21 protein-coding genes and 3 pseudogenes are annotated in these 22,818 nt (G+C 69.2%); 10 read left to right on the top strand and 14 right to left on the bottom strand.

What is annotated here, in order from left to right:
• Positions 1–67 precede the first annotated feature (67 nt).
• The 3 genes from ACZ7OU_RS48200 to ACZ7OU_RS48190 are packed head-to-tail and all read right to left on the bottom strand — an operon-like array spanning position 68 to position 1,954.
• Positions 68–457 (bottom strand): hypothetical protein, encoded by a 390-nt coding sequence (locus tag ACZ7OU_RS48200; protein ID WP_470260446.1) that lies wholly within the window; start codon positions 455–457, stop codon positions 68–70.
• Positions 454–1,638, bottom strand: coding sequence for a putative T7SS-secreted protein (locus ACZ7OU_RS48195; protein ID WP_470260445.1), 1,185 nt, complete (start codon positions 1,636–1,638; stop codon positions 454–456). The genes ACZ7OU_RS48200 and ACZ7OU_RS48195 overlap by 4 nt, the downstream gene beginning before the upstream one ends.
• Complete coding sequence (locus tag ACZ7OU_RS48190) at positions 1,631–1,954, bottom strand: hypothetical protein (RefSeq protein WP_470260444.1); 324 nt, start codon at positions 1,952–1,954, stop codon at positions 1,631–1,633. The genes ACZ7OU_RS48195 and ACZ7OU_RS48190 overlap by 8 nt, the downstream gene beginning before the upstream one ends.
• 466 nt (positions 1,955–2,420) lie before the next feature.
• On the opposite strand from ACZ7OU_RS48190, the pseudogene ACZ7OU_RS48185 reads away from it, so the two are divergent.
• Positions 2,421–2,798: pseudogene (locus ACZ7OU_RS48185) on the top strand (DUF4365 domain-containing protein); the annotation flags it as partial.
• 67 nt (positions 2,799–2,865) lie between these two features.
• Here ACZ7OU_RS48185 and ACZ7OU_RS48180 read toward each other — a convergent pair.
• A pseudogene (locus tag ACZ7OU_RS48180) lies at positions 2,866–2,994 on the bottom strand (cytochrome P450); the annotation flags it as partial.
• 295 nt (positions 2,995–3,289) lie between these two features.
• Positions 3,290–3,889 (bottom strand): TetR/AcrR family transcriptional regulator, encoded by a 600-nt coding sequence (locus ACZ7OU_RS48175; protein WP_470260443.1) that lies wholly within the window; start codon positions 3,887–3,889, stop codon positions 3,290–3,292.
• A 99-nt stretch (positions 3,890–3,988) separates the two neighbouring features.
• Here ACZ7OU_RS48175 and ACZ7OU_RS48170 point away from each other — a divergent pair, with 99 nt between their 5' ends.
• Positions 3,989–4,807, top strand: a complete 819-nt coding sequence (locus tag ACZ7OU_RS48170) for an SDR family oxidoreductase (protein WP_470260442.1) — start codon at positions 3,989–3,991, stop codon at positions 4,805–4,807.
• Here the strand turns inward: ACZ7OU_RS48170 and ACZ7OU_RS48165 are convergent.
• Positions 4,741–5,517 carry a hypothetical protein gene (locus tag ACZ7OU_RS48165; RefSeq protein WP_470260441.1) on the bottom strand — a complete coding sequence of 259 codons (777 nt, stop codon included), beginning with the start codon at positions 5,515–5,517 and terminating at the stop codon, positions 4,741–4,743. The two genes, ACZ7OU_RS48170 and ACZ7OU_RS48165, sit on opposite strands and share 67 nt — an antisense overlap.
• A gap of 452 nt (positions 5,518–5,969) precedes the next feature.
• Positions 5,970–7,178: a GGDEF domain-containing protein gene (locus ACZ7OU_RS48160; protein ID WP_470260440.1), complete on the bottom strand. Its 1,209-nt coding sequence runs from the start codon at positions 7,176–7,178 to the stop codon at positions 5,970–5,972.
• A gap of 590 nt (positions 7,179–7,768) precedes the next feature.
• Here ACZ7OU_RS48160 and ACZ7OU_RS48155 point away from each other — a divergent pair.
• From ACZ7OU_RS48155 to ACZ7OU_RS48130, 6 genes are all read left to right on the top strand, one after another.
• A complete protein-coding gene (locus ACZ7OU_RS48155) occupies positions 7,769–8,125 on the top strand; it encodes a hypothetical protein (protein ID WP_470260439.1) in 357 nt (118 codons plus the stop codon).
• 117 nt (positions 8,126–8,242) lie between these two features.
• Positions 8,243–8,467, top strand: a complete 225-nt coding sequence (locus ACZ7OU_RS48150; protein ID WP_470260438.1) for a hypothetical protein — start codon at positions 8,243–8,245, stop codon at positions 8,465–8,467.
• Positions 8,468–8,924: 457 nt separating this feature from the next.
• Positions 8,925–9,428 (top strand): hypothetical protein, encoded by a 504-nt coding sequence (locus ACZ7OU_RS48145; protein ID WP_470260437.1) that lies wholly within the window; start codon positions 8,925–8,927, stop codon positions 9,426–9,428.
• A gap of 56 nt (positions 9,429–9,484) precedes the next feature.
• Positions 9,485–10,753, top strand: a complete 1,269-nt coding sequence (locus ACZ7OU_RS48140) for a M48 family metallopeptidase (protein WP_470260436.1) — start codon at positions 9,485–9,487, stop codon at positions 10,751–10,753.
• 1,613 nt (positions 10,754–12,366) lie between these two features.
• Positions 12,367–12,501 carry a hypothetical protein gene (locus ACZ7OU_RS48135; protein ID WP_470260435.1) on the top strand — a complete coding sequence of 45 codons (135 nt, stop codon included), beginning with the start codon at positions 12,367–12,369 and terminating at the stop codon, positions 12,499–12,501.
• A gap of 55 nt (positions 12,502–12,556) precedes the next feature.
• A complete protein-coding gene (locus ACZ7OU_RS48130; RefSeq protein ID WP_470260434.1) occupies positions 12,557–13,321 on the top strand; it encodes an NUDIX domain-containing protein in 765 nt (254 codons plus the stop codon).
• Here the strand turns inward: ACZ7OU_RS48130 and ACZ7OU_RS48125 are convergent.
• The 5 genes from ACZ7OU_RS48125 to ACZ7OU_RS48105 all read right to left on the bottom strand — a co-directional run bounded on the left by ACZ7OU_RS48125 (position 13,282) and on the right by ACZ7OU_RS48105 (position 17,793).
• Positions 13,282–14,595 (bottom strand): MFS transporter, encoded by a 1,314-nt coding sequence (locus ACZ7OU_RS48125; protein WP_470260433.1) that lies wholly within the window; start codon positions 14,593–14,595, stop codon positions 13,282–13,284. The genes ACZ7OU_RS48130 and ACZ7OU_RS48125 overlap by 40 nt on opposite strands.
• A complete protein-coding gene (locus ACZ7OU_RS48120; RefSeq protein WP_470260432.1) occupies positions 14,592–15,500 on the bottom strand; it encodes an alpha/beta fold hydrolase in 909 nt (302 codons plus the stop codon). The genes ACZ7OU_RS48125 and ACZ7OU_RS48120 overlap by 4 nt, the downstream gene beginning before the upstream one ends.
• Positions 15,501–15,513: 13 nt before the next feature.
• Positions 15,514–16,947 (bottom strand): amidase, encoded by a 1,434-nt coding sequence (locus ACZ7OU_RS48115; protein WP_470260431.1) that lies wholly within the window; start codon positions 16,945–16,947, stop codon positions 15,514–15,516.
• The gene (locus tag ACZ7OU_RS48110) at positions 16,944–17,519 is read right to left on the bottom strand and encodes a TetR/AcrR family transcriptional regulator (RefSeq protein WP_470260430.1); all 576 of its coding nucleotides are present in this window, start codon (positions 17,517–17,519) and stop codon (positions 16,944–16,946) included. The genes ACZ7OU_RS48115 and ACZ7OU_RS48110 overlap by 4 nt, the downstream gene beginning before the upstream one ends.
• 115 nt (positions 17,520–17,634) lie before the next feature.
• A complete protein-coding gene (locus tag ACZ7OU_RS48105; protein WP_470260429.1) occupies positions 17,635–17,793 on the bottom strand; it encodes a hypothetical protein in 159 nt (52 codons plus the stop codon).
• A gap of 111 nt (positions 17,794–17,904) precedes the next feature.
• On the opposite strand from ACZ7OU_RS48105, the pseudogene ACZ7OU_RS48100 reads away from it, so the two are divergent.
• Positions 17,905–18,185, top strand: a pseudogene (locus tag ACZ7OU_RS48100) (integrase core domain-containing protein); the annotation flags it as partial.
• A 271-nt stretch (positions 18,186–18,456) separates the two neighbouring features.
• Here ACZ7OU_RS48100 and ACZ7OU_RS48095 read toward each other — a convergent pair.
• Positions 18,457–19,233: an Ltp family lipoprotein gene (locus ACZ7OU_RS48095; protein ID WP_470260428.1), complete on the bottom strand. Its 777-nt coding sequence runs from the start codon at positions 19,231–19,233 to the stop codon at positions 18,457–18,459.
• A gap of 476 nt (positions 19,234–19,709) precedes the next feature.
• On the opposite strand from ACZ7OU_RS48095, the gene ACZ7OU_RS48090 reads away from it, so the two are divergent.
• On the top strand, positions 19,710–21,074 hold the full coding sequence (locus tag ACZ7OU_RS48090; protein ID WP_470260427.1) for a recombinase family protein: 1,365 nt from the start codon (positions 19,710–19,712) through the stop codon (positions 21,072–21,074).
• Between the two features lie 203 nt (positions 21,075–21,277).
• On the opposite strand, the gene ACZ7OU_RS48085 is transcribed toward ACZ7OU_RS48090, so the two are convergent.
• A complete protein-coding gene (locus ACZ7OU_RS48085) occupies positions 21,278–22,804 on the bottom strand; it encodes a ricin-type beta-trefoil lectin domain protein (RefSeq protein WP_470260426.1) in 1,527 nt (508 codons plus the stop codon).
• Positions 22,805–22,818 lie beyond the last annotated feature (14 nt).

The following is a 22,818-nucleotide window of genomic DNA, read 5'->3' as shown; positions in this document are numbered from 1 at the left end:
TTCGCCCCGCGGAGCGAGTCGAGTGGCCCGAGGAGCGCCGCAGTACGGCCCGGTCCCCCTCGACAGATCAACTGCGGCAGTCTTCTGCACCATTCCCGCCGAAGGCATCGAGCCACTGCTGCGCTCGCTGCGCCGTGAGGGTCCCGGCAACCTCCGGGGTTGCCATCTCGAAGACGAACTCGGTCAGCTCGTCTTCGAAGCCCTGCTCGCGGCCGATATCGTCACGCACCTCGAGCGCTTCCGCCCAGCGCTGTGCCTCCTCAGCGCTCAGCGCGCCGGACAGGTAGTCCCGAAGCACGCGTGTTGCGTCAGTACGAGTCAGGTTGACCAGTTCGACGTCGCTGTCCCACGTGTGCCCAGCGAGTACGGCGAGCGCATCTCGGACGGGCCTGCGGCGTTGCACCAGGTCGCGAAGCGCGTCCACTCGCTGTTCCTTGGGCGTGGCGTGCTCGTTCATCTCGGCATCTTGTCCTTGACGTGGGCAATGGAGCCATCGGGCAGTCTAGTTGTTTTCGTGTACCCGACCGTCGAGCCGTCCTCGGCCACCACTTTCGTGTAGGTGGCCGACGAGCCGGGTACCCGGCCGGGAACTCGACTTTCGAACTGGATCGACCCGTCTTCGAGCTGGGTGATCTTCGTGGTCTCCGCTCCTGCCGGAAGCTTCTTCTCGTAGCGGCCGAGGTTGGCCTGCTGGCTCGGCGACAGCTCATGCGATCCGACCGGCTTCCCGCCGCCGCTCGAACCGGTTGTCGCGCCGTCTCCGTCGCCCCCGCGGCCGGTCCTGTACGGCTCGACATGATCCTCACCTGCGGCGCTGACCGCCATCGTGGCGAGGCCCTGTGCCGCGAGGCCAGCGCCGGCAGCCATGCCCGCCGCAGAGACGGCGTTGACCGGAACACCCACGACAGCACCGACACCGGTCGCGTCGAGCACAATGCCGAATCCTTCTCCGGCCGAGCTGGCGATCGTGAGCCCGATGCCCGCCACGGCCTCGATGAGATCACCGGGATGGTGGAGAATCGCCGAGCCGAAGGAGGCCAGGCCGTTGAGCAGGTGGCCGCCGACGTCGGCGACGAAGTGCCCGAGGTCGTCCAGCCAGCTGGATGACTCCGGTGCCGCTGCGGTCTGCGCACGTATCGTCTCTGCCGCACGATCACCTACTTCGGCGAGCTGAACCCGGGCGCGGCCGAGGATGTCTTGGGCTGATCGGCGGCTGCTCTCGCCCGGGTCGGTGAACGGCGGTGCTGGCTGGTTGGCGGCTGCGGCTTGGGATACAGCCGTGTCATGATCAGCCCGCGCCTGCTGGGTTGCGCTGTCGCCTTGGTCCCACAGATGGATTGCCTCCTGGGCCTGAGCTTGCGCCCACCGCAGGGTGCTGCCGTAGTCCTCCAGCACGCTCGCGCCGGACTCCAGCGCATCGCCCGCCGCGAACCATTTCCCGGGTTCGTAGGAGAATTTGTCGTGGAAGGCGCGCGCGGCGGGGCCTTCCCAAGATCCCGTGTCAATGGCCTGCAGTCCTTCTCCGGCCCAGGTCGCTCGGTCGGCTCGCGCGCGGAGTACGCGCGCGTTCTCCTCCACGGCTGCCGGTTTGCCTGGAATCAGCGCGGTCGGATCGTGGGTCTTGCCGAGTTCAGTCACCGTCGACGGCTCCGGCACCGGGATCGCCGCTCAGGGCGCGAGCGGCGTTTTCGTCGATGGCTCGGTAGGCCTCTACGGCCTTGGTCAAGGCGTCGCCGATCGCGCCAGCGTCGTCGGTGAGGGTATCCAGGCCGCCGCTCCACCTGTCGCAGTAGTCCATCAGCACGTCATGCAGGCCGGTATGGCCGTAGACGCCGGCATCGCCACATAAGCTCCGCAGCTCGAACTGGTGCTGGTCCTGCACGCTCTCCCGTACTCCACGGGCGGCTTCGTCGACCGCGTCGACATCGACGTGAAATCCTGGGCCATCCAACACCTACGTGCACTCCTCTTGACGAACGGCGGTCGGCCAGCCAACGAATGTGGTCGCGTCTTCGTTTTGCCAGTAGAGCGATTGTCCAGATTTGTCATCAATATCCGCAGCATCTGCAGCGCACAACAGCTATGCAGCACCGGACGACTTGACCAGTGCGAGCGGATCAAATCCACCGCACTTCTGCGCTCAGAAGGGCTACAGGGGGCAGCGACGATGAAGCAGACAGGCCGCTGGCTGCCCGGACGGCCAGCTCGTCGCACCGACCACCCACAGTTCTCATCGTCGCCGTTACGTCTGCTACGCACCGGTGTCACTACTCCAGTCGGTCACCTTGCCGATCAACTTCGTTTCCTGTCGAGGACAGTCGACCAACGCACCGGAGACGTTACGGTCGCACCGAATCCGCGGTAGGGGGCGCAGCGGCCAAAGGCGCGCTCGAGCGCTGCGCCAGCCGCCACCCGAACGTATGAACAAATCCGAGATTCACACCGACGACGGCTACACAACGTACCTGCAATCCAGCACGATGGTGATCATGGCAGGCAGTGCGAGCCACCCGAACATCATCGCGACCTTGGATTCCAACCGGGCGAAGTCGCGATTCGGTATCGCCTATGTCCGCGCCGTGTGCAGCCAGGCCGGAGTCGGATTCGAGGAGACCGAGGCTGACCAGGACGTCCTCGCCGTCGACGGGAGCGTGGAGTTTGAGATTGCACCCGCGCGTGTCCAGGTGAAGTGCACCGGACAGTTCCGGCTGAAGTGCCGGCAAACAGCAACCTGGCAGATCGAAGAGTCATGGCGGCAGCGTTGGACGCGCTCCTGGGTACCGGTGTACTTCGTGCTGGTGATCGTCGACCCGGTGTTGTTGCCGGTGACGGCCAGCACCCGCCCGGTGATCTTCGCGCCGGCCGGATCATGTTCGCGGTCGTCTCGTGCCCGGCTGCGAGCAGCAGAAAGCCCGTCGCCGCCAGCGAAGCTCGCCGATAGCCACCGTCCGCGCGGAGCTTGACGATCTGCCGCCCGAGCAGATCGTCCGGCGCGTGGCGGTCGTGGTCGAACCGCACTCAGTTCTCGCAAGTCAACACCGACCTGGCCAAGGGACTGGACGGCGCTCACATCATGACGCGGGCCGACGCCGACAAGCAGGTATTTGCCCTGTACTGGATCCAGAAAGGGACCTTCTGGCACATTCGTCCACGACAGCCCGACTGGACACCGGAGAGCACCGAGGACGTCGAATACGCGCTGGAGATGATCTCCGGCGACGTGCCTTTGAACGCCTGGCAGGAACTCCGCAGGGCAGGTCCTGGAGCGTTTCGAACGGAAGTTCTGGCCTCAGCCGAGCGAGCCGACCGCCGCCATCGCCTGATCGAGCGCTTCGTGCAGGGGTCCGCCACTCGCCGCGACCGAAGCGTGGGCCGCCGTCAAGCAGGCGAACGCCGAACCGACCAACGCCAGCGGGGCCGGGTCGGCGTCCTTCCACGGCCGGCCGGCTTCGTGTGCTCGTGTCCGGGCGGTGTCGGCGATCCGGGACTGGTTGCCGAGCATCCGGTCGAGGTAGGCCGCGCGCAGCGAGGCTGAGCCGTTGATGACGCGCTGCAGCTCCGCCGCCCCCGCGGCCTGCACGGGATCGGTCATGTAGTCCACGACGTCGTCGAACATCCGCCGCAGCGACGTCCACAGTGGCTCGTCCAGCGGCCTTGCCTCGAGGGCTTCGACGAACTGGTCGCCGAGACGCTCGTGCTTGCCGAGGATGACGTCTTCCTTGCTGCCGAAGTAGCGGAAGAAGCTGCGCTTGGACATCCCTGCCGCCGCGGCTATCTCGTCCACCGTCGTCTGCTCGTAACCGTGCTTCACGAACAACGCGAGCGCAGCATCGAGCAACTGCTGGCGCACGGCCAAGCGCGTGCGCTCCCGCAAGGACGGTGGTTCCACCCGCTCAGGCTAGCATCACACGCCGAACTTGACACCGAGTGACAGGTTGGGCGTACGGTGACAGCAACGGATTCGTCGAGCGTTGGAGGCACACGACTCATGCCCAAGACCTGGTTCATCACGGGCACATCCCGCGGCTTCGGGCGCAGCTGGACCAAGGCCGCCCTCGAGCGCGGCGACAAGGTCGCCGCGACCGCACGCCACACCGACACACTCAAGGACCTCGCCGAGACCTTCGGCGACGCCCTGCTGCCGATCGCGCTGGACGTGACCGACCGGGACGCCGCGTTCGCCGCTGTCAATCAGGCCCACGATCACTTCGGCCGCCTCGACGTCGTGGTGAACAACGCCGGCTACGGCCACTTCGGCTTCGTCGAGGAGATCACCGAGCAGGAGGCCCGCGCGCAGATCGAGACCAACGTCTTCGGTGCCCTGTGGGTCAGCCAGGCCGCCATTCCACTCCTGCGCGAGCAGGGAGCCGGCCACATCGTCCAGGTTTCCAGCATCGGCGGCGTCGGCGCGTTCCCCAGCCTCGGCATCTACCACGCGTCCAAGTGGGCCCTCGAAGGCTTCTCCGAGTCGCTTTCGCAGGAGGTCGCGCCGTTCGGCATCAAGGTCACCATCATCGAGCCGGGCGGCTACGCCACCGACTGGGGCACCGCCTCGGCGGTCCGTTCCGAGGCCAACCCCGCCTACCAGCCGATCCGTGACGCGATGGCCGCCCGCCGAGGCGCCGCCCAGTCCCCCGGCCCCGACGCGACCATCGCGGCGGTACTGGCGGCCGTCGACGCCGAGAACCCGCCGCTGCGCCTGCTGCTGTCCAGCACTGCCTACGACCTCGCGCAGAACGTCTACAAGGGACGCCAGAAGGTGTGGGCCGACTGGGAGTCGACCTCCCGTTCTGCCGACGCCGGCTGACTCTTTTCCGCCCGGTGGCAGGGAAACACCGCCACCGGGCACCGGGGCTGCACTACGCCATAGCGGAAACCAACTTGCCGCGTGCTCGTACCTGATCTCGACGAAACCAACAAGCGCCTGCTCTCTGTCCACGAGCGAGACTGGGACGACGCGGCTCTGGCTGTACCGCTCGGTGGCCAAGTGGCTGACAACGTCGCCGTCCTCGCGGCGAGCGCAGGCGGCACCTGCGGGACGACGACATCGGCGGCCTGTGCGGGCTGCAGGCCGGGGGTAGAGCGCCCGGACGTCTGCCCTGGCGACAGCGGCAGTCCTAGCCGCCAGACGTCACGGAACGGGTGGAACTCAGCGCCAGCAAGTTCGCGTTCCAGCAGGGCGGGGATCTCGCGGTCCACCCGCGGAATCCCCTCGAGGACTGCCAGCTGACGAGGATGGACTCGCCAGGCCCGCAAAATGCCCTGCAGCCGTGCCGCCACTGCGGCTGGTGCCGAGGTCGCGATGTCGGACTGGATGCACAGCACGAACTCCCGAGCATCCGAGGCGCGCTTCTGGTCAGGCAGGTCGAGAAAGACGTCATCGCAAATGCGCGTACCGCGGCCCAGCAACTCCATCGACAGGTCGTCGCGGACGTCGATCACGTCGAAACGGTCGACAAGCCCCCGAAGGAGGTCCGCCGCGTCGGACCTGAACGGCAGGAAGCCCTGACCGGTCATGACGGTGGGTGCACCGGACCGCTGGGCGGCGGCTTGGAGACCACCGGCCGCCAGAGCGACGCCAAGACCGCGCGGCGGGAGGCCAAGCGGATCCGCCGGGAAATCGAAGGTTGACGCGTATCCTGGCCGGACAGCCTCGACGGCGCGGAGGCAGGCGCAGCGAGACTCGCCGGTCGCGGCGCCGGGCGGGCGCCCAGTCCCCACCTCGGCGGCTGCGACTTACGGGCGGTGTCCCTAGAGATCCTTCGTCACCGAAACAGTTGCTCGCGCGGTGGTGCGGACCCTGGTCCGGCCCGGCAGCGCGGCTCATTGCCGCCGAGGCTCTGCCGTCCTCACGACCGACCCTGGCTTCGACCCGGACGGCCCAGGCCACGAGGCCAGTGCCCGCCTCACCGCAACGAGCGTCCGCAGCGTCGGGATCGCTGATCAAGCCATCGCAACGGAAGCAGGGTCTAGCGAGTTGAGGCTGTGACGGTCTGGTCGCGGCCGCGATCCTTCGCGCGGTACACAGCGTCGTCGACGGCCAGCAACACAGTGGTCAGGTCATGGCCATGGTCGGGGAACATCCCGGCGCCGACCGACGCGGTCAGTGTGACCGCCGCGTCCTGCCCGCTGCGGCGGTCAGTCGCAGTGAGGGTGATCGCGGCGATCGCGGCGCGGACCCGGTCGGCCGCAGCCCGCAGTCCTGCCGGGTCGAGGCCGGGCAACAGGACCACGAATTCCTCTCCGCCCCACCGGCCGGCCAGGTCCGGGCCGTGACCACGCACGCAGTCGCGCACGGCGTCGGCCACGGCGCGCAGCACGGTGTCACCGGCCAGATGCCCGAACCGATCGTTGATGTTCTTGAAGTGGTCCAGGTCCAGCAGCAGAACCCCGACGTGATCGCCGAGACGGCGGGCCCGGTCGAGTTCGCGCTCGGCGACCTCGTGCCACCAGGTGGGGTCGGCGAGCTGGGTACGCCGGTCGGTGCGGGCGGCATGCTGGAACTGCGGCAGCAGCAAACCGAGGTGCAGGCCGATGACGAGGACCAGCACGAACACCAGCGTCCACGGCCGGGTCACCGCGACGAGGGCATAGACGTAACCCAGGCCGATCGCGGCGGCGATGATCAGCTGGTCGCTGGCCGGGCCGAGCGCGCGGTGGGCGGGCTGGTCGCGGTTGTCCATGATGATCGCGATGACAACCAGCCCGTAGTTGACCAACCGGTAGATCGCGCCGGCCAAGACGATCGCGACCACGCCGCGAGGGCCGTCGAGCACGGTGATGTAGGGCGCCGCAGCGGCCGGGTAGAGCGCCGAGAGCGCCAGCGTCGCCCCGGTCACCCCGAGCATGACGGTGGAGGCGGAGAACACCTTCCGGTGCACGGGGGCACGGCGGGCGAACACGCGGAACCACTCGCAGGTGAAGGTGACGGCGATGAGGATGAACTGCAGCGGCAGGGGCAGCAGGAGCAGCCCGGCGACGTTCCAGGTGGACTGCAGGTGGGTGTAGGGCATGCCCTCGGGCAGCTCCCGGATCCGCTCCAGGCCCTGGGTGAATTCGAGGTGCGCGATCGTGCAGGCCAGCAGCAGCCCGAGCCACACCCAGCTCGACGCGGTGATCGGGATGGTGGCGGCGGTGACGGCCACCACGACCAGGGTCAAGCCGACGACCACGCTCACATAGGCGATCAAGCCGTGGGGAAGGGCGAGGAAGGCACGCAGCGGGGACTCTCGATCGTGTGACGATGCCCGGCCCACGATGTCCCGCCCTCCGTCCTCGGAACAGAATATTCACTGTAACCGGATGGCGACGCTCGGTCGTGAGTCATCCGGGTGACCGCATCCGGGCCGTCGTGCCCGCGCCACCAGGAGGTACCTCGTGTTCATCACCCGCACCCACGCCCAGCCGACCCGTCATCCGCGTCCCGGCCGCCCCACCGAGTGGAACCGCTGACCCATGGCGAACCTGGGGTCCGGCTCACCAAGCAGCTCTCACCGCGGGCCGGACTCCGAACTCGCCTGCTGGATCAGACTGAGGCGCGCCGGGTGATCGCTGGCTACTCTGCCGTCCGGTCAGCGCACCAGCGCACGAGGGTCAACAGTCAAGGCGAACGGCGAGATTACGCTCAGCGACCGTTCGTCGATGCCGTCAACTGTGTAGCTCTGCGCACGCAAATCTCCGACACCGGCAGCGAGCACGTTCCCGCCGCGTTGGCCGCAGCAGCCGAGCAGAGTCCGTCCAGCCGCTGCCGCGTCCGGGTCACCGGCCGATGAGCGACGACGACCTCGGCCGCGCCGTGACGCTGGTCTACCGGATCACCCTCGCCACCGGCGGCTCCCGTCGCCGCGCCGAGCGGCTCTGCGCCCGACTGGCCTTGAACCCCACCGAAACACCTCGATTTCTGGCCCGGCGGATCCACACGGCCCTCAGCCCGATGACCGACGGTGCGGTGCTCGACCAGGCCGTCGCCGACGCGCTGCTCACCGACACCGTCGAGGACACCGGCCGGACCGGCCACCAGATCCACCGGCTCCTCACCTACGCCCTGCTGTCCGTCCACAACGGCCGCCCGCACCGCCGGGAAACCGAGTCCTGCGGCGGAGAGTCCCGCGTAACCGCACGGTAAGGATCACCGCCGACGATCCGTGTGAGACTGAGGTGATCCGACGAGGAGGTCACCATGACCCGCAGTCACGCACACCGATCACCGATCACCATCCGTTGGACACGCGCGGGAATCGCCGTGGTCTTCGCACTGGTGGTCGCGGCCGGCGCGAAGGGAGCCTTCGAGCTCAGCAACACCATGATGACGAACATCGCGTTCGTCGGCGCCTGGATGATGTTCGCCCTCGGCTTGGCCTACGCCGGCGTCCGGCTCCGCCCCGACATCGGCGGCGCACTCCTGACGGGCTTCGGCATGGGTGCCGTGCTGGTCGTCGTGTTCGGCGGCATGCAGATGTTCATGTGACTACCCCGTTGACAGCAGCCGCCCCACACTGACCTTCACACCGAACTCGAACGGAGCCTACGGATCCTCTACCACGCAGGACAAAGAGCATCCGTCTGCCTCCCGTCACCACGTCCGTCAGCCGACTCACATATGCTCGGCACGCGCTCTACTGGTCCTCAGCCCGCGCCCAGGCAGCCCTGTGCTCGACAACGCCGCCGGCACCGACCAGGTCACCGTTTGTCGAGCATCTCAACGGCGTCGGCCGCCAGGTCGCCGACCTCGGACAGCCGGTCGGCGAGCTGCCATGACCTCGTTGGCCTTGGCAGTCCGCAGACCGCGACCGAGGCGAATCGTTGCGCCAGCGAAGTAACTTCGAACCCCCTCACGATTCACCAGCCGCTGTAACCCTGACGACACCGGCGACGACTCATGGCCGTGCCGTTCGTGGCGCGTGGACGAGGGATCAGGTGAACGGATGACGGAGATGGCCAGTCCGGAGCGAGATCCGGGAGGCCGGGAACTGCCGGCCCAGGTGACGATCGAGATCGCGGACCTCGCGCGGGAAGTCGTCACCCAAGTGGCTCCTGACCAGCTGCCCTATCTCGCGCTGGTGACCGCCGAATGGGCAGCGGGCAAGGATCCCCGCAAGCCTGCGGGCGGCTGGTCCGGCGGCGAGATCGGCTCGGGCACCGGCTTGTCGGTACTCAGCGACGTCATCCTGCAACTGCTGACGGGAACCGCCGCGCAGGTCCTGGGCGCAGCTGGCTTCGCGGGCTTGCAACGCCGCCGGTGGTGGCGCCGTCGTTCGCGGACGGCGAGACCGGAGCAGCTCGCCTTGAACGTCGATCAAATCGACGAGATCCGGGACGCGTGCATCGGCCACGCCCAGACGCTCGGCCTGAACACAGCTGAGGCGACCTTGCTGGCCGACGCCGTGCACGGTGTCCTGCGCCGTGCGGCGGACGGTGGGCAACGGTGAGTTCGTCCGTTCTCCCCGCCGCGGACCAGTCCCAGCCCGGGCAGCACTTGCTTGCCGTGCCCGCCCCGGCCCGCCTGTGGTGGGTCTACGTACTGGTCCTGCTCGCACTGGCCACCACCGGCGCGGGCGCCGCCGAGGCCCTGTTCGTCACCCACGACGTCGGCGACTACACAACGGCACAGGCCTGCCTGACCCGCAACGGGATATCGGTGTCCGACGCGCTGCCACCGGTTTCCGCCGGCCCGGTCTACTCCGCCTGCATGCACGACTACGACCGGCAGCTCGCGGTCATCAGTCTCGCCGGGGCCGTCGCGCTGCCCGCCGCCGCGTGGCTGCTGATGATCGTCAGCGGCCTGGCCACACGCCGGCGGCTGCGTGCACGCCGCCTCGCCGACGTACCGCGATCCGACCTCGAGCTGCTCACCGCACGTTTCAAGACCTTGTGCGCCAGCCAAGGCTTGACCGCGCACCGGCGGCCGAGGCTGGTGCTCGCGCCACCCGCCGCGGCGGTCACCGACGCGTTCACCTCCAGCCTTCCGGGCGGTCGGCCTTGGGTTGTCGTCCCGCAGGCCTACGCCCACATCGATCCGGCCGCGTTCGACGCCGTCGCGCTCCACGAACTGGGCCACGTCCGTGCCGGCGACGTACGGTGGGCTTCGGCCGCCTGGTGGGCAGGCTGGCTGGCCCTTCCCACACTCGTCGTGGCCCTGGTACCGATCCTGAAAACGCCTGCGACAGCGTGGAACTTCTACGGCGGATCGCTGATCGTCGCCGCGGTCACCGCCGTCGCGTTACTCGTGGTCCGCGCGGCACTACTGCGCCGACGCGAGCTGGCAGCCGACCAGCACGCAGCACAGGTGACGGGCGCCCCGGATGCCATGGCCATCGTCCTCGGCACCGAAAACCTCCGACGTCCGTGGGTGCGCCGGGTGTTCGCCACACACCCGCCGGCGTCGGACCGGCTCGCCCCAGGCGAGCGCGACGAACAGTGGGACAGCGGATTCGTCTTCACCACCGCCGCCGGCGTCGTGGCGATGCTGACCTATCACGTCGTCTACGCCGTGCTCGTGGACCTGGTCGGGCCCGAGGGCGTGGACCCACGGCTGTCGGCCGACGTCGCGCTGGCGGTGGCGGCATTGCTCTGGACGTCGGTCGTGCTGCCCGCGTGGACCCGTCGGGCGACGTTGCCCGAACCCGGATGGGCACTCCCCTGGGCGGGTGCAGCGCTCGGGCTGGTCGCCGGGTTCTGCCTGCAAGTGCCGGGGCGACCGCGGCGATCACCCAGTTCTTCGCGCCGGAACGACCGTTGCTGGTCCTCGCCCTGACGGCGACCGCGTTCGCGATCAGCGTGCTGACATCGGCGATCGCGACCCGTCTCGCCGCGCCCGCCGACGAGACCTGGCGCCGACGACTGAGCGGACTCGGCGCCGTCCTCGCCGTCGTTGTCGCCTTCACCGCGGCCATCAGCGGGACCGTCTCATCGCTGACCACCTATCTCCTGTTCCACGATCCGGCCCTCGCCCGCGGTCACGTGGTGGGACTCGGCAGCGATCGGGCGTGGCAGCACGCCCCGCTCCTGATCCTCGCCGGCCTCACGCTCCTCCTCGTGCGGCAACGGTGGCGCCGGCCCCGACCGGTCGTCGTTGCAGTGGCCGTGGTGACCGCGGCGGTCGGCGGCGCCGCGGCAGCACTGTCAGCTCTCCTTCGCCTGCAGAACGGGCAGAGCGCCGACCTGCGGTACGTGCTGGCCTACCAGCGGTGGTGGATCTGCGCGTTCGCCGGGCTGGTCGCGGCCGTCGCGGTGCTGCTCGCGAACAGGCGTCGCGGCGCCACCCTGGCCGGCGCGCCGACGGCCGTGGTAGCCGGGTTGTCGGTCACCACGGCCGCCGGGATCATCCAGTACACCGCCGTCCGGATCGCCGGGTACGCCAGGGAATCGACGGTCATCCAGCAGTCCGTGCAGGTGCCCGGCTGGCTCTTGCTGATCGCGCTGATCGGCACGCTCCCGCTGACCTCGCCGCTCGTTTTCGCCTGGTCACACCGAGCCCCGCGACGCCGGACGGCGCCTTGGGCCCTGGGCGCCGGCGCCGTCACCGTCCTGCTCGCGGTGACCTTGACCGGCGGTCGGCTTTCGGCGGTGACCGTCGCAGAGCACGACTACGACGCCGGGCAGGCAATCGTCGCCCTGGCCACGCCGTCGCAGGAACCGGCCACGCCGGTCGGCCCGGCAACCCCGCAGGACCACGGCCGTCCGCTGGACGAACCGGCAGCCACGGCCGCACTCGCGCATTTGCCTGCGCTCCTTCCTGCCGACGCACGGCTGGAGGAAGATGCACCATCGGCGTCGGAGACGGTCACTCCACCGGACTGCGACGACGCCCAAAAGGCGCTCGCCGCCACCGAGAAGGCCATGCCCCGGACCGCAGATGTCGAGCACAAGTACCAGTTCGCCGCGGACGGCACCGCAGGCGGCCACCTGTCGGCGTCGGTGACGTCCTACCGGGGTGTCGAGGACGTGTTCCCGGCGATGGACGCCGCCGCGCGAGTATGCGCGCGTTTCCGCACTCCGCAGAAGATCTACGACGGCGGTCACCTGGACGGCGTCCTCACACCGGGACCGTCGCTCACGCTTCCCTACCCGGCACGCACGAGCGCGCTCTCGCTGACCGGACGTTTCCACGGAAAGACCGCCACAGTGATCATCCATGACTCTTATGTCCACATCGGACACAACTTCGTCCACGTCCAGATGTTCTGGGGCTATCTCGAGACACCACCCACGCAAGAGACCCTGCAGCGATTCGACCGGCTCATGACCGACGTGGTGACCGAACTCGCCGGAACCCTGTGAGCCATGGATGTTCGATCCGCGCCGCGCTGCACTCGCCGTGACGGCCTTGAGGCACGCGGCCCGGCTCAGCGACGTCCCCGAGGACCGGTGCCCGATCCCGCCCTGCGCGGAGAGTTGGCGCTCACCGACCATTCGGGACTCGCGGTCGAGCTGGAGCTGACGGCGACCGCGCCGCTGATAACGTCCGCCCCGGCCGCGGACCGCGAGGAAACGCTCTTCTGAACCTGGGAGCTCGTGCCCGGCCGCCACCGAGCCGCCGAGCACGAGGACCCACCGGGTGACCGTCGCCAGCGAACCGGCCTTGCGAGTCGGCGCCCGCGTCCTGCTCCTCAACCGCGACGACGAGGCCCTGCTCACCCACGCGCACGACCCCGACGCCCCCGCCCATCACTGGTGGGAGCTGCCCGGCGGCGGTCAGGACCCCGGTGAGAAGCTCGAGGACACGGCCCGCCGCGAGATCGCCGAGGAAACCGGCCTGGTCTTCGACGAGATCGGGCGCAAGGCCTGGACACGCGAAAGCCGCTTCACCCACCGCGGCCGCGAGCACCACCGCCTCGACCACGTCTACCTCGCCCGCACAGACCCGACCACGCCGCAGGTCGCCGTCCGGCACACTGCCAACGAGCGCGCGGCCCCATCGAACGCCGTTGGTGGCCGATCTCGGCACTGGCAAACTGCGCGGACAAGCTGCTCCCGGCCGAGTTGCCGGAGCTGCTCGAAGCGCTTCTCGACGGTCGATTCCCCGCCTTTACTCCGGCGCTCACCGCCTGAAGTCGCCCACGCCACGGCGACTCACGATGGTATGGCGCAGCGCACGGTGATGCGACCCAGCCAGCGCGGGATGCGCTGGTCATCTGCACCTGTCCGCGACACCGAACTCGCCATGATCACGGTCGTCGATCCCGCCCTCGGCCTCGGCCACCTGTGCCGCCACAGCACCCGGTTCGTCCACGTAAGCACGTTCGGAACTCCCGCCCCTCGGAGCCTCCGGGAAAGCCGCCGTCAGCCGCGCTTCGCGGTGATCGCCGCGAAGCGCGGCTGACCTTCTTGACCGATGTCCGGCAGCCGCACCACGCTCACTGCCCCGGCCACGCCGAGCACGGCGAGGCAGGCGAACATGGCGAAGAACCCGCCTGCCGCGAGGAGCGCCGGTGCCACGAACGGCACGACCGCGACGGGCAGCGTGCTCGCGATGTTGAGCACCGCGAAGTCCTTGCCCGCAGATTCGGGATCGGGCAGCATGCGCAGGCAGAGCGCGAAGTCCGTGGCCAGGAAGGTGCCGTAGCCCAGCGACATGATCGCGGTGCCCAGGTACACCACGGGAATACCGGGCGCGAGCGCGACCAGGACCAGCCCGGCGGCGAGCACGAGACCGCCGAGGCACACGAACGGCTTCTGCCGTCGGATCCTGTCGGAGAGCCAGCCGGTCAGCCAGGCGGTGACGGCGACGCAGGCGATCCCGATCAGGGTCAAGAGGAAGATCATCCGGGGCACCTCGTCGGCCGGCACGGCGAACCGCTGGGTGAACACGAAGGCCAGGTAGCTGTTGGCGGCCCACGCCGCGGTGATGAGGAAGCGCACCGCCCACGCCCAGCCGAACGCGGGGTGCCGACGCGGGCTGACCCAGTACGAACGCAGGATGACCGCCGGGCCGAGGCGCGGTTCGTCCGCCGGTCTCCGGTGCCGGGGATCACGCACGAGCAGGACGGCCATGAGGACGCCCGCCGCGCTCAGCACGCCGACCACGCCCCACTGCAGCCGGGGGACGGCCGGCATCGCACTCACCACGGCGAAACCCACGGCGGGGCCGGCCAGTGCCACGAAAGCCACCACTCCCGACGCCGCCCCTCGCCGTGCCGGAGCCACCTGGTCCGCGGCCAGCGCGGCACTGGCGGCGAGCTGGAACATGACCAGCGTCGTGATGAGCGCCCACCCCAGCGCCACCTGCCAGACCTCGGTCGTCCAGCCCATGATCGCCAGCAGGATGGCCGCGCCGAGGCCGCCGGTGAAGATCCAGGTGCGGCGCCGGCCGAACCGGGTGACCGTGCGGTCGCTGATCCGCCCGCCGAGCGGGTTCGCCAGCAGGCCGACGAGCCCGCCGATCCCGGTCACCAGGCTGAACGCGGACGTCGCCGCGGCGCCGGCGATCGCGGTGAGGTGGGTGACCAGCAGCAGGTTCATCGGCACCGCGATGCTGATGTAGCCGGCGGCGTTCGTGCCGACCAGTGCTCCGATGAGACGCCCCTGCCCGGTGGCGCGGGTGGCCGTCCCGGCCGGATCCGCCTCGGTCCGCGGGACCACCGCGTCGGGGATCATCGCCGACCGGCCGCGGCGTCGACGATCTCCAGGATCGCCTCGCGCACCACCGCGGGATTTTCCTGCGGCATGAGGTGTCCGGTGGCTTCGACGACGTCCACGCGCCCGTCCGGCACTGCGGCCATGAGTTCGGCGGCGACCCTGTTGAGCACGGGGCGGCGCCGGGACATCCCGCGGTCGACCCGCCCCGCCTGCAGGCAGAACGTGGGAACGTCCGGAGTTCCGGCTGCCTGGAGACGGCGCATCGTCGCCAGTGCCGGAACCACCTGTGCCGCCTCGCGGCGCCCGGCGCGCATCGCGCGCACGCAGGCGTAGTCGCGGAACATCACGTCCACATCGGACGCGGCGATGGCGCGGGACACCTGCGGCACGGTCAGCTTCCGGATCAGGTTCCGGCCGCCCAGCCGCGCGAGCACCGCCAGGACCCCGAACGACCACGACAGCATCCGGGCGTCACGGCCGCTCATGACCTCGGCGACGGTCGCATCGACGAAAACCAGACCGGCGACCCGGTGGGGCCGGCGTTCGGCGAACAGCCGGATGACGGGCCCGCCCCAGCTGTGCCCGACCAGGACGACGGGCCGGATCTCCCCGAGGCCGTCGAGGAGGCCGGCGAGGTCGTCGGCGAGCCGCTCGATCGTCCGGTCTCGCGGGTCCGGGTCGCTCCCGCCGTAGCCTGCCCGGTCGTAGGCCACCGTGCGGGTGCGGGCGCCGATCTCGCGCTGGGTGTGCACCCACGACGCGGCCGGCGCACTCATGCCGGCCTCGAACACGACCAGCGGCCCGTCCTCGTCACCGGCGATGACGGCCCGCAGCCGTCGTCCGTCGGGTAGCACGACGAACTTCTCGGTCAGCCCGTCACCGGGATCGAGGTGGCCCCCGGTGAGGTGCGTGTGCGTTTTCATCAGGCGTCGCCTCTCAGTCGTCCCAGCAGGACGGATGGACGTCGTTCCACAGAGCGGAGCTTTCGAGCTGCGCGCCGAGGGCGAGCAGCGTGGCGTCGTCACGCCGGCGTCCGACGATCTGCACGCCGTACGGCAGACCGTCGCCGTCGAGATGCGACGGCAGGGACATCGCGGGCCGGCCGGTCAAGTTGGCCCACGGCGTCGGGGCCGACCAGGCCAGCATCGCGTCGGGGATTCCCGCCACCCCGTCGGCGTGGAAGTGCCCCAGCGGGACCGGCGGGCCGTTCGTCACCGGGGTCAGCGCTACGTCGAAGCTCGCCAAAACCGTCTCGAAAGCGCTTGCGTAGTGCGCCAGCACCCGTTGCGCCGCAAAGAGGTCACTGCCGGAGAGCGCTTCCCCTTCGGCGTACAGGTACCGGGTGTACGGCAGGAGCAGCTCCCGGCGACCGGGCGGAACCAGCGACTCCACGGCAGCGCGGACGGAGGCGGCGAAGTGCGTGCGCAGCGCCAGGCGCACCGGGTCGTCGCAGGCCGCCGGGATCTTCACCTCGCGCACCTCGTGTCCCAGCTCCCGAAGCAGGGTCGCGGTCCGCTCCACCGCGCGGACCACCTCCGGATGCCGGCGAACGTCGTCCAGGCCCGAATCCGTCCAGACGGCGATGCGCAGCGGCCGCCCCGGTGACCGCTTGACGGCGTCGGCGAAGCTGCCGTCCACCCGCCAGCCGTCGGGATCGCCGTTCCAGGGTTGCGCGAGGACGTCGAGCAACAGCGCGGCGTCTTCGACGGTCCTGGCGATGGGCCCTTCGATGGTGGTGCCGGTCAGCGAGGTCAACGGCACCGAGGAGCTGACCAGCCCCCGGCTGGGCTTCACGCCGACGAGGTGGCAGGTGGCCGCGGGCGTGCGGGTCGACCCGGCCCCGTCGCCCGCGTGGGCCAGCGGCACCAGCCCGGCGGCGACCGCGGCGGCGGCGCCTCCGCTGGAACCACTCGCGTAGCGCGTCCGATCGTACGGGGTGACGGTCGTCCGCCCCGTCACTTCGTTCTCGGTGTAGCAGGTGGCTCCGAACTCGGCGGTGGCGGTCTTGCCGACGAGGACCGCACCGGCTTGCCTCACCAGCCCGACCGTCCAGGTGTCGGCGGACGGGGCGAACGCCGCCGGCGCGGCGGAGCCGAACGTCGTCCGGACGCCCGCCGCCGAGTACAAATCCTTGATCGCCAAGGGAAGTCCCAGCAGGGGCGACCACTCCCCCCGTGCGATGCGCTTGTCCGCGCGAGCGGCTTCCTCGTGTGCCAGGTCCGGTGTGACGGTGGCGAAGGCGCCGAGTCCGTCGTCGAGCTTCTCGATGCGTCCCAGGTAGTGCTCCGTCAGCTCACGAGAGCTCACGTCGCCCGCGCGCAAGGCCGCCAGCTGCGCCGCGGCCGAGAGCTCGTGCGGTTCGCCGTTCACGGCGCCACCGTGGTCCCGGTCAGCACGCCGTAGGCCAGGGCGGCGAGTGCGTCGAGGTAGTCCGGCGTGAGCGGTTGGCGGCCGAGCATCCGGCGATGCATCAGCGGCCCCTCGATCAGGTCTCCCACGAGGGACAGGTCGGGGGGTTCGCCGATCTCGCCCCGTCGCACCGCCCGGGTGATGGCGTCGCGCAACGGTTTCCCCCTGCCCTCGGCCATTGTCCGGAAGGCGAGCTCGGCGTCGGGTTCGTGGTGCAGATCGGCGACGAGACCCATGAGCCCGTCGATCCAGGACGAGGACCAGGAAGCCGCGAAGTCCTCGACGATGGCCCGCAGGTCCGAGCGGAGTGTCCCGGTGTCGGGGTCCGAGACCGGCGGCAGGTGTTCGACTAGCACGTCGACGACGAGCTGCGCCTTGCTCGACCACCGCCGGTAGACATCGGTGCGGTGCGCGTGGGCTTGCGCCGCGACCTCGGTCAGCTTCAGCGCGTCGTATCCCCTGCTCTGCAGCAGCGACCACGCCGCGGCGGTGAGCCGCTGTTCGAGATCGGGATCTCGGTGACGACCTGGCATGCTCGCCTCCATTACGCTACAAGTTGTAGCTTATTGACAGGTTAGGTCGACTCGGCCACCTGCGCAAGATGTCGTCGACGCCAAGAGGCCTCCTGCCCGGCGACGGCCGAGAGGGTCAGAGCTCCCGGACGTTCAGGCGCCGTCGAACCTGGTTGCTGCTCAGCGCGTCGACCACCGTCGCGGCGCCGATCCAGGTGGCCCCGGCGTCCTCGACGAGGAGGTGGGCGCCTTCGGCCTGGCCGCCGGTCTCGCTCCAGTCGTCGACGAACAGCACGCGGTCGCCACTGTCGACCCGGGTCGCTGGAGCACGCCGGCGAGCGCCTCACCGAACATTTCTCTCGGAGACATTCCCGACCGGGTCCGTGATCGCCTCATGGCCGCGCGGTCCCGTCACCGGATCAGCCGAGTACGGGCGTCTGCTGCGCGCCATGGGGTGACCGGGTCAATGGGGCGGGTCGGTGCTTGTGGTGACAACGCTGCGATGAAGTCGTTCTTTTCGTTGCTGCAAAAGAATGTTCTCGTCGGTGGCGCACCCGGGAGGAACTAAGATTGGCGATCGCGTCCTGGATCGAGACGAAGTATCACCGCAAGCGCCGGCAACGCACCCTGGGCAAGCTCACCCCGGTCGAGTTTGAGACCATCTACACAACCGCAACAGCGGCCTGAAAATAGTCAGTCCCGGTGTCAACCGAAGTCTGCGCAGGCCCACGGCATCTCGGGCACATCCAGGTGCCCCTGAGACGGCCAGCCATGCGTCACAGAGTATGACTATCGTCGCCGTTGTCTGAGGACTCCGCGAGGACCCCGCCCGCTACTTCCGGCTACGCATCAGGCGATGGTCAACGCGACGCGCCCGTACTCGGCGACGATCGGCGACCAATTCCGCGACAGGTCGTATGGGTGAGGACATCCGTTACTCCCGCTGGTTGCGGCGGATCTACTTGCAGGCTGCAGTCTGGCCAGCCCCATAGGCGGCCTGGGCCTTCGTGAAGCCGTCACCCGCCGACGATGACAGCTGCTGCTTCAACCCCGAGCAAGAGAACGACGTGAAGCTCAAGTAGTTCTCCGCCGACTTGACCGCCTGCGCGTTCCAGTCCACCGACAGGCTGTCGACGGCCTGAGTCGCCACATCCTTCGGGAACCCGTCGCCGGCCGACGAGGACAGCTGCCGGATCAGGCCGTTGCGCGAGAACGCCGTGAAGCTCAGGTAGCTCTGGGCGGAGGCGCGGGCCTGCTCGACCTGCGGCGGGAACTTGGGTGCTTCGCTCGTGGCGGGTGCCGGCGGCTCGACCGGAGCAGTGGCCGCGGCCGAAGCGGCGGCGTCGTTCAGGTTGGGGCTGGTGGTCTGAATGTGGTCGGGCGCGGCGACCGAGCTGGTCAGGGCAGCGGCGGGCATCCCGTTGGCGGCGTCGTTGACCGCCTTGCCGAAGGCCGCGGTCCAGAGCACGCAGATGACCAGCCCGATCGCCGACAGCACGACGGCGGTGACGGCCAGCCCCTTGTTGCTCGCCTGGCCCCGGTTGGCGCGCAGCGTCCCCACGATGCCGAAGATCAGCCCGAGGATCGTCAACGGCCACGCGACGATCCCGATGATCGGGATGAACGCGAAGATCAACCCGATCAGGCCGAGCACGAACCCGGCCGTGCCGAGGCCGTTCTTGGGCTGGTTCGCCACCGGCATCGGCACCGACGGCGGCATGGGGGCGTAAGACACGGGGCTGCCTCTTTCGGTCCAGCGGCGACGCAACGGAACGCGTCACGCTCTGTGGCGTTCGTCGACATTCACATCCCGCGCGTAACAGTGCCCGAAAGCCGCTTTCGGTCACGAAAAGGACTCAGCCGACGATGTTCACGATCATTTCCGCTGGTTACCGCAGTGAGCGACTGACTCACCACCGTTACCTAGGGTAATAAATTGAAACTTCAAGTTCACTCGTTCGGAGCAAGAGGAGACGTAGGACGTCGGCCCCGAGCTGAGTTACGACATGAGCGCTGACTGTCACTGGCTGGCGGCGAGCCTGCGAGACGACGACCCACCCCCACCTCCGGAGCTGCGGAAAACGCGTGCATCGGGAGCGCCGATGACGCGTTGACTCCGCTGATCGGATGAACCGCTCAGAGCGCGCCGTCATGCCCCAACGGCCGCGACATCCGTCCAGCGTGATCCCACCGCACCCGCCCCCGCGTTACGTGACCGCACCACCCGCCGGCACGGCCGACCTGTTGGCGCAGTGGATGAACAGCAAGAAGCCGACAACCACCACTGCCCGCCCCGACCACGGCAGTGGCTTGCGGTTCGCCTTCTACGGCCGGACCTCGACCGCCCGCCATCAAGACCGCGTCCCATCACAGGGCTGGCAACGCGACATGGCCGATGAGCTGGTCGGGGGCCACGGCCAGGTCGTCGCCACCTACTTCGACGTCGGCACCTCACGCCGCGTCCCGTGGCACCAGCGACCGCAGGCTGCCCAGCTCATGACCGAGACCTCCAGCCCGGAGTCCGCAATCGATGCGATCGTGGTCGGTGAATACGAACGCGCCCTCACCGGCACCCAGTTCGCCACCCTCTACACCTGGTGCACCCGACACGGTATTCAGCTCTGGCTCCCCGAGACAGCCGGGCCGGTCGATTTAAGCAACCGCGATCACCGGGCACTGATGTCGCTGCTGGCCACCCAGTCACCGCGCGAAGTCCTCCGCGCCCGCCACCGGGTACTGGCGGCGATGCACAACCAGGCCACCCAGCAAGGCCGCTACCTCGGCGGCCGACCACCCTACGGCTACCAACTCGTCGACGCCGGCCCCCACCCCAACCCCACCGACGCCCGCTGGGGCCGACGCCTCCAACGCCTCGCACCCGACCCACGAACCGCGCCACACGTAGCCTGGATGTTCCGGCAACGCCTCGCCGGGCACAGCGTCACCAGCATCGCCCGACGCCTCAATGAGCGTGGTGTGCCCTGCCCATCGAGCGCCGACCCGGACCGCAACCGGCACCGCACCCGCGGAGCCTGGACGCTGCGCACGGTCGCCGTGATCCTGGCGAACCCGCGCTACACCGGCCGCCAGACCTGGAACCGCCGCGCCACCGACACCAGAGGCCCAGCCGCAACGCCGGCCCTGTCAGCGAAGGCCGCCCATCTAGCGCTCGTCACCGAACAGGACTTCATCACCGCGCAGCAGATCCGAGCGGCGCGACCAGCCAGTGACGGCCGGGCTCGCCGGTTCGCCTTGGCCGGCCTGATTCACTGCGGTGTCTGCGACCGGCGGCTGGACTCGCACTGGAACCACGGACGTGCGACCTACCGCTGCCGTCACGGCTACAACAGCACTCAGTGCGCGGGCCAGTCGCGGCCGAAGACGCTTTACATCCGCGAAGGCTACCTCGTCGAGGAGATCAGCATTCGACTCGGAGAAGAAGGCAACGACGGCCACGACACGCCGGAGCTTGACCGACCACGACACAGACGTGTGGCCGCGGCGCTGCGCGACTCAAAAAAGATCATCGTCTATGACCACGCCGGATGGCGCCTGAAGGAGATCGATTCGAGCTGAGCTACGATCATCCCAGCGTCAAGATCGCGTTTCGCGATCCGTGGGGTAATACTGTGTCCGAGGACTTGAACCCCCGCACGTGGGATATCTCCCGTCTTTAGGGGGATCATGTAGCCGAGGCTGCACATCCGCCGGGCACCCCGGCTCGGGACGTCGGCTGAACCCGTTGTCCCGAGCCGGTGATGTCAGTAAGGCCGCACGGCCTACGCGCCCATGGTCCACTGCTGGCTGAGGTTGCCGGGCTGCGTAGTTGCGATGACCACTGTGGTGCCGGCGGCGTTCGAGCCGATGTCCATGGCGAGTCCGTTGTAGTTGCGGATCGTGCCGTCGGGCAGCACGCGCCACTGCTGGCTGACCCAACCGCCCGGTTGGCAGGTGGCGGTCCCGATGGGCGTGCCGGGGGCGTTTGAGCCCAGGTCGAGGCATAGGCCGTTGTGGTTGCGGATCGTGCCGTCGATCGGTGCGGTCCACTCCTGGCTGGTCCAACTGGCCGGCTGGCAGGCCGCGATGACCATCCGGGTGCCGGGGGCGTTTGAGCCCAGGTCGGCGCACAGGCCGTTGTGGTTGCGGATCTTCCCGGTCACCGCATGCAGGTCGCCCACGCTCCACTGCTGGCTGGTGTTGCCAGCGACGCAGGACGCCGTGCCGACCGGTGTGCCGTTGGCGTTGGCACCGATATCCACGCAGAGGCCGTTGTGGTTACGGAGGGTGCCGTCGGCCGGCACCTGCCACTGCTGACTGGGGTTGCCCGCGGCCACCGCGGCGGTGACCACCAGTTCACCGGGGTTGTTGGAGCGGACGTCGATGGCGAGCCCGTTGTAGTTGCGGATCGTGCCGTCGGGCAGCACGCGCCACTGCTGACTGGTGGAGCCGGCCTGGCAGGTGACGGTGACGACCGTGGTGCCCGGGGCGTTGGAACCGAGGTCCAGGCACAGGCCGTTGGCGTTGCGGATGCTGGTCGTCGCGACCTGCTGCTGCCGGATCCAGTCGGTGATGTTGTCGACGCGGGCTTCGGTGCTGCCTTGACGGGTTTCGTGGTTGAGCAGGCAGCCATGTTGCCATGTCGTGCTGTGCAGCGCGACAAGTTCCAAGGCGCCCGCCCGCTGCCGGAGGGCAGGGCCGCCCGCGTCACCCTGGCACGTGTCGGCGCCGTCGGCGCCGGTCAGGGCGGCGGTGGTGTCGGTGGTGGCGTTCACCGTGAACGGCGTGACCCTGGCCTGGGCGGGGACCCAGGTGTCCGCGGTGCGCCCGTAGCCGACGGCCAGCAGCGTTTCGGCCGCGGCGGGTGCGGTGGTGCTCAGCGCGACCGGCGTGATCCCGGGAACCGGCGCGTTCAGCAGCCCCAGCGTTACATCCCGGTCGGCTTTCGGTGCCACGTAGGTCACTTGGGCGGTGTAGCCGGCGTTGGTGGCCGTGCGGCCCAGGGTGACCGTCGTCGGCTTGGGCGGGGCACCCGCTTGCAGGTCCGTGGCACCGAAACAGGACGTCGCTGTGACGATCCAGGTGCTGTCGACGAGAGCGGCACTGCACCCGCGGCCGTCGAGGCCGGGCGTCCCGACCTCCAGCCGGCCGGCGAACGCGTAGGTGCTGTCGGAAACCGGAGTACCGCCACTGAGCGCGGACGCGGGCGCGCAGGTCAGCAGGCCCGCACCCAGAAACGCGGTCAACGTAGCGGTGACAGCTCTGCCCCGATGATGAAGAAATGGCATGGGATTCCCCTCCGTGGACAAGTCGTCGAAACGGC

The sequence above is a fragment of the Amycolatopsis sp. NPDC114505 genome, assembly GCF_055633615.1.
This window is presented reverse-complemented; position numbering and strand designations above follow the sequence as displayed.

Excerpts from the sequence above, each read along its gene's own strand:
- ACZ7OU_RS48125 (WP_470260433.1), bottom strand. The coding sequence starts at position 14,595 with ATGATCCCCGACGCGGTGGTCCCGCGGACCGAGGCGGATCCGGCCGGG.
- ACZ7OU_RS48165 (WP_470260441.1), bottom strand. The coding sequence starts at position 5,517 with ATGACCGGTCAGGGCTTCCTGCCGTTCAGGTCCGACGCGGCGGACCTC.
- ACZ7OU_RS48145 (WP_470260437.1), top strand. The coding sequence starts at position 8,925 with ATGACGGAGATGGCCAGTCCGGAGCGAGATCCGGGAGGCCGGGAACTG.
- ACZ7OU_RS48200 (WP_470260446.1), bottom strand. The coding sequence starts at position 457 with ATGAACGAGCACGCCACGCCCAAGGAACAGCGAGTGGACGCGCTTCGC.
- ACZ7OU_RS48110 (WP_470260430.1), bottom strand. The coding sequence starts at position 17,519 with ATGCCAGGTCGTCACCGAGATCCCGATCTCGAACAGCGGCTCACCGCC.
- ACZ7OU_RS48155 (WP_470260439.1), top strand. The coding sequence starts at position 7,769 with ATGAGCGACGACGACCTCGGCCGCGCCGTGACGCTGGTCTACCGGATC.
- ACZ7OU_RS48170 (WP_470260442.1), top strand. The coding sequence starts at position 3,989 with ATGCCCAAGACCTGGTTCATCACGGGCACATCCCGCGGCTTCGGGCGC.
- ACZ7OU_RS48120 (WP_470260432.1), bottom strand. The coding sequence starts at position 15,500 with ATGAAAACGCACACGCACCTCACCGGGGGCCACCTCGATCCCGGTGAC.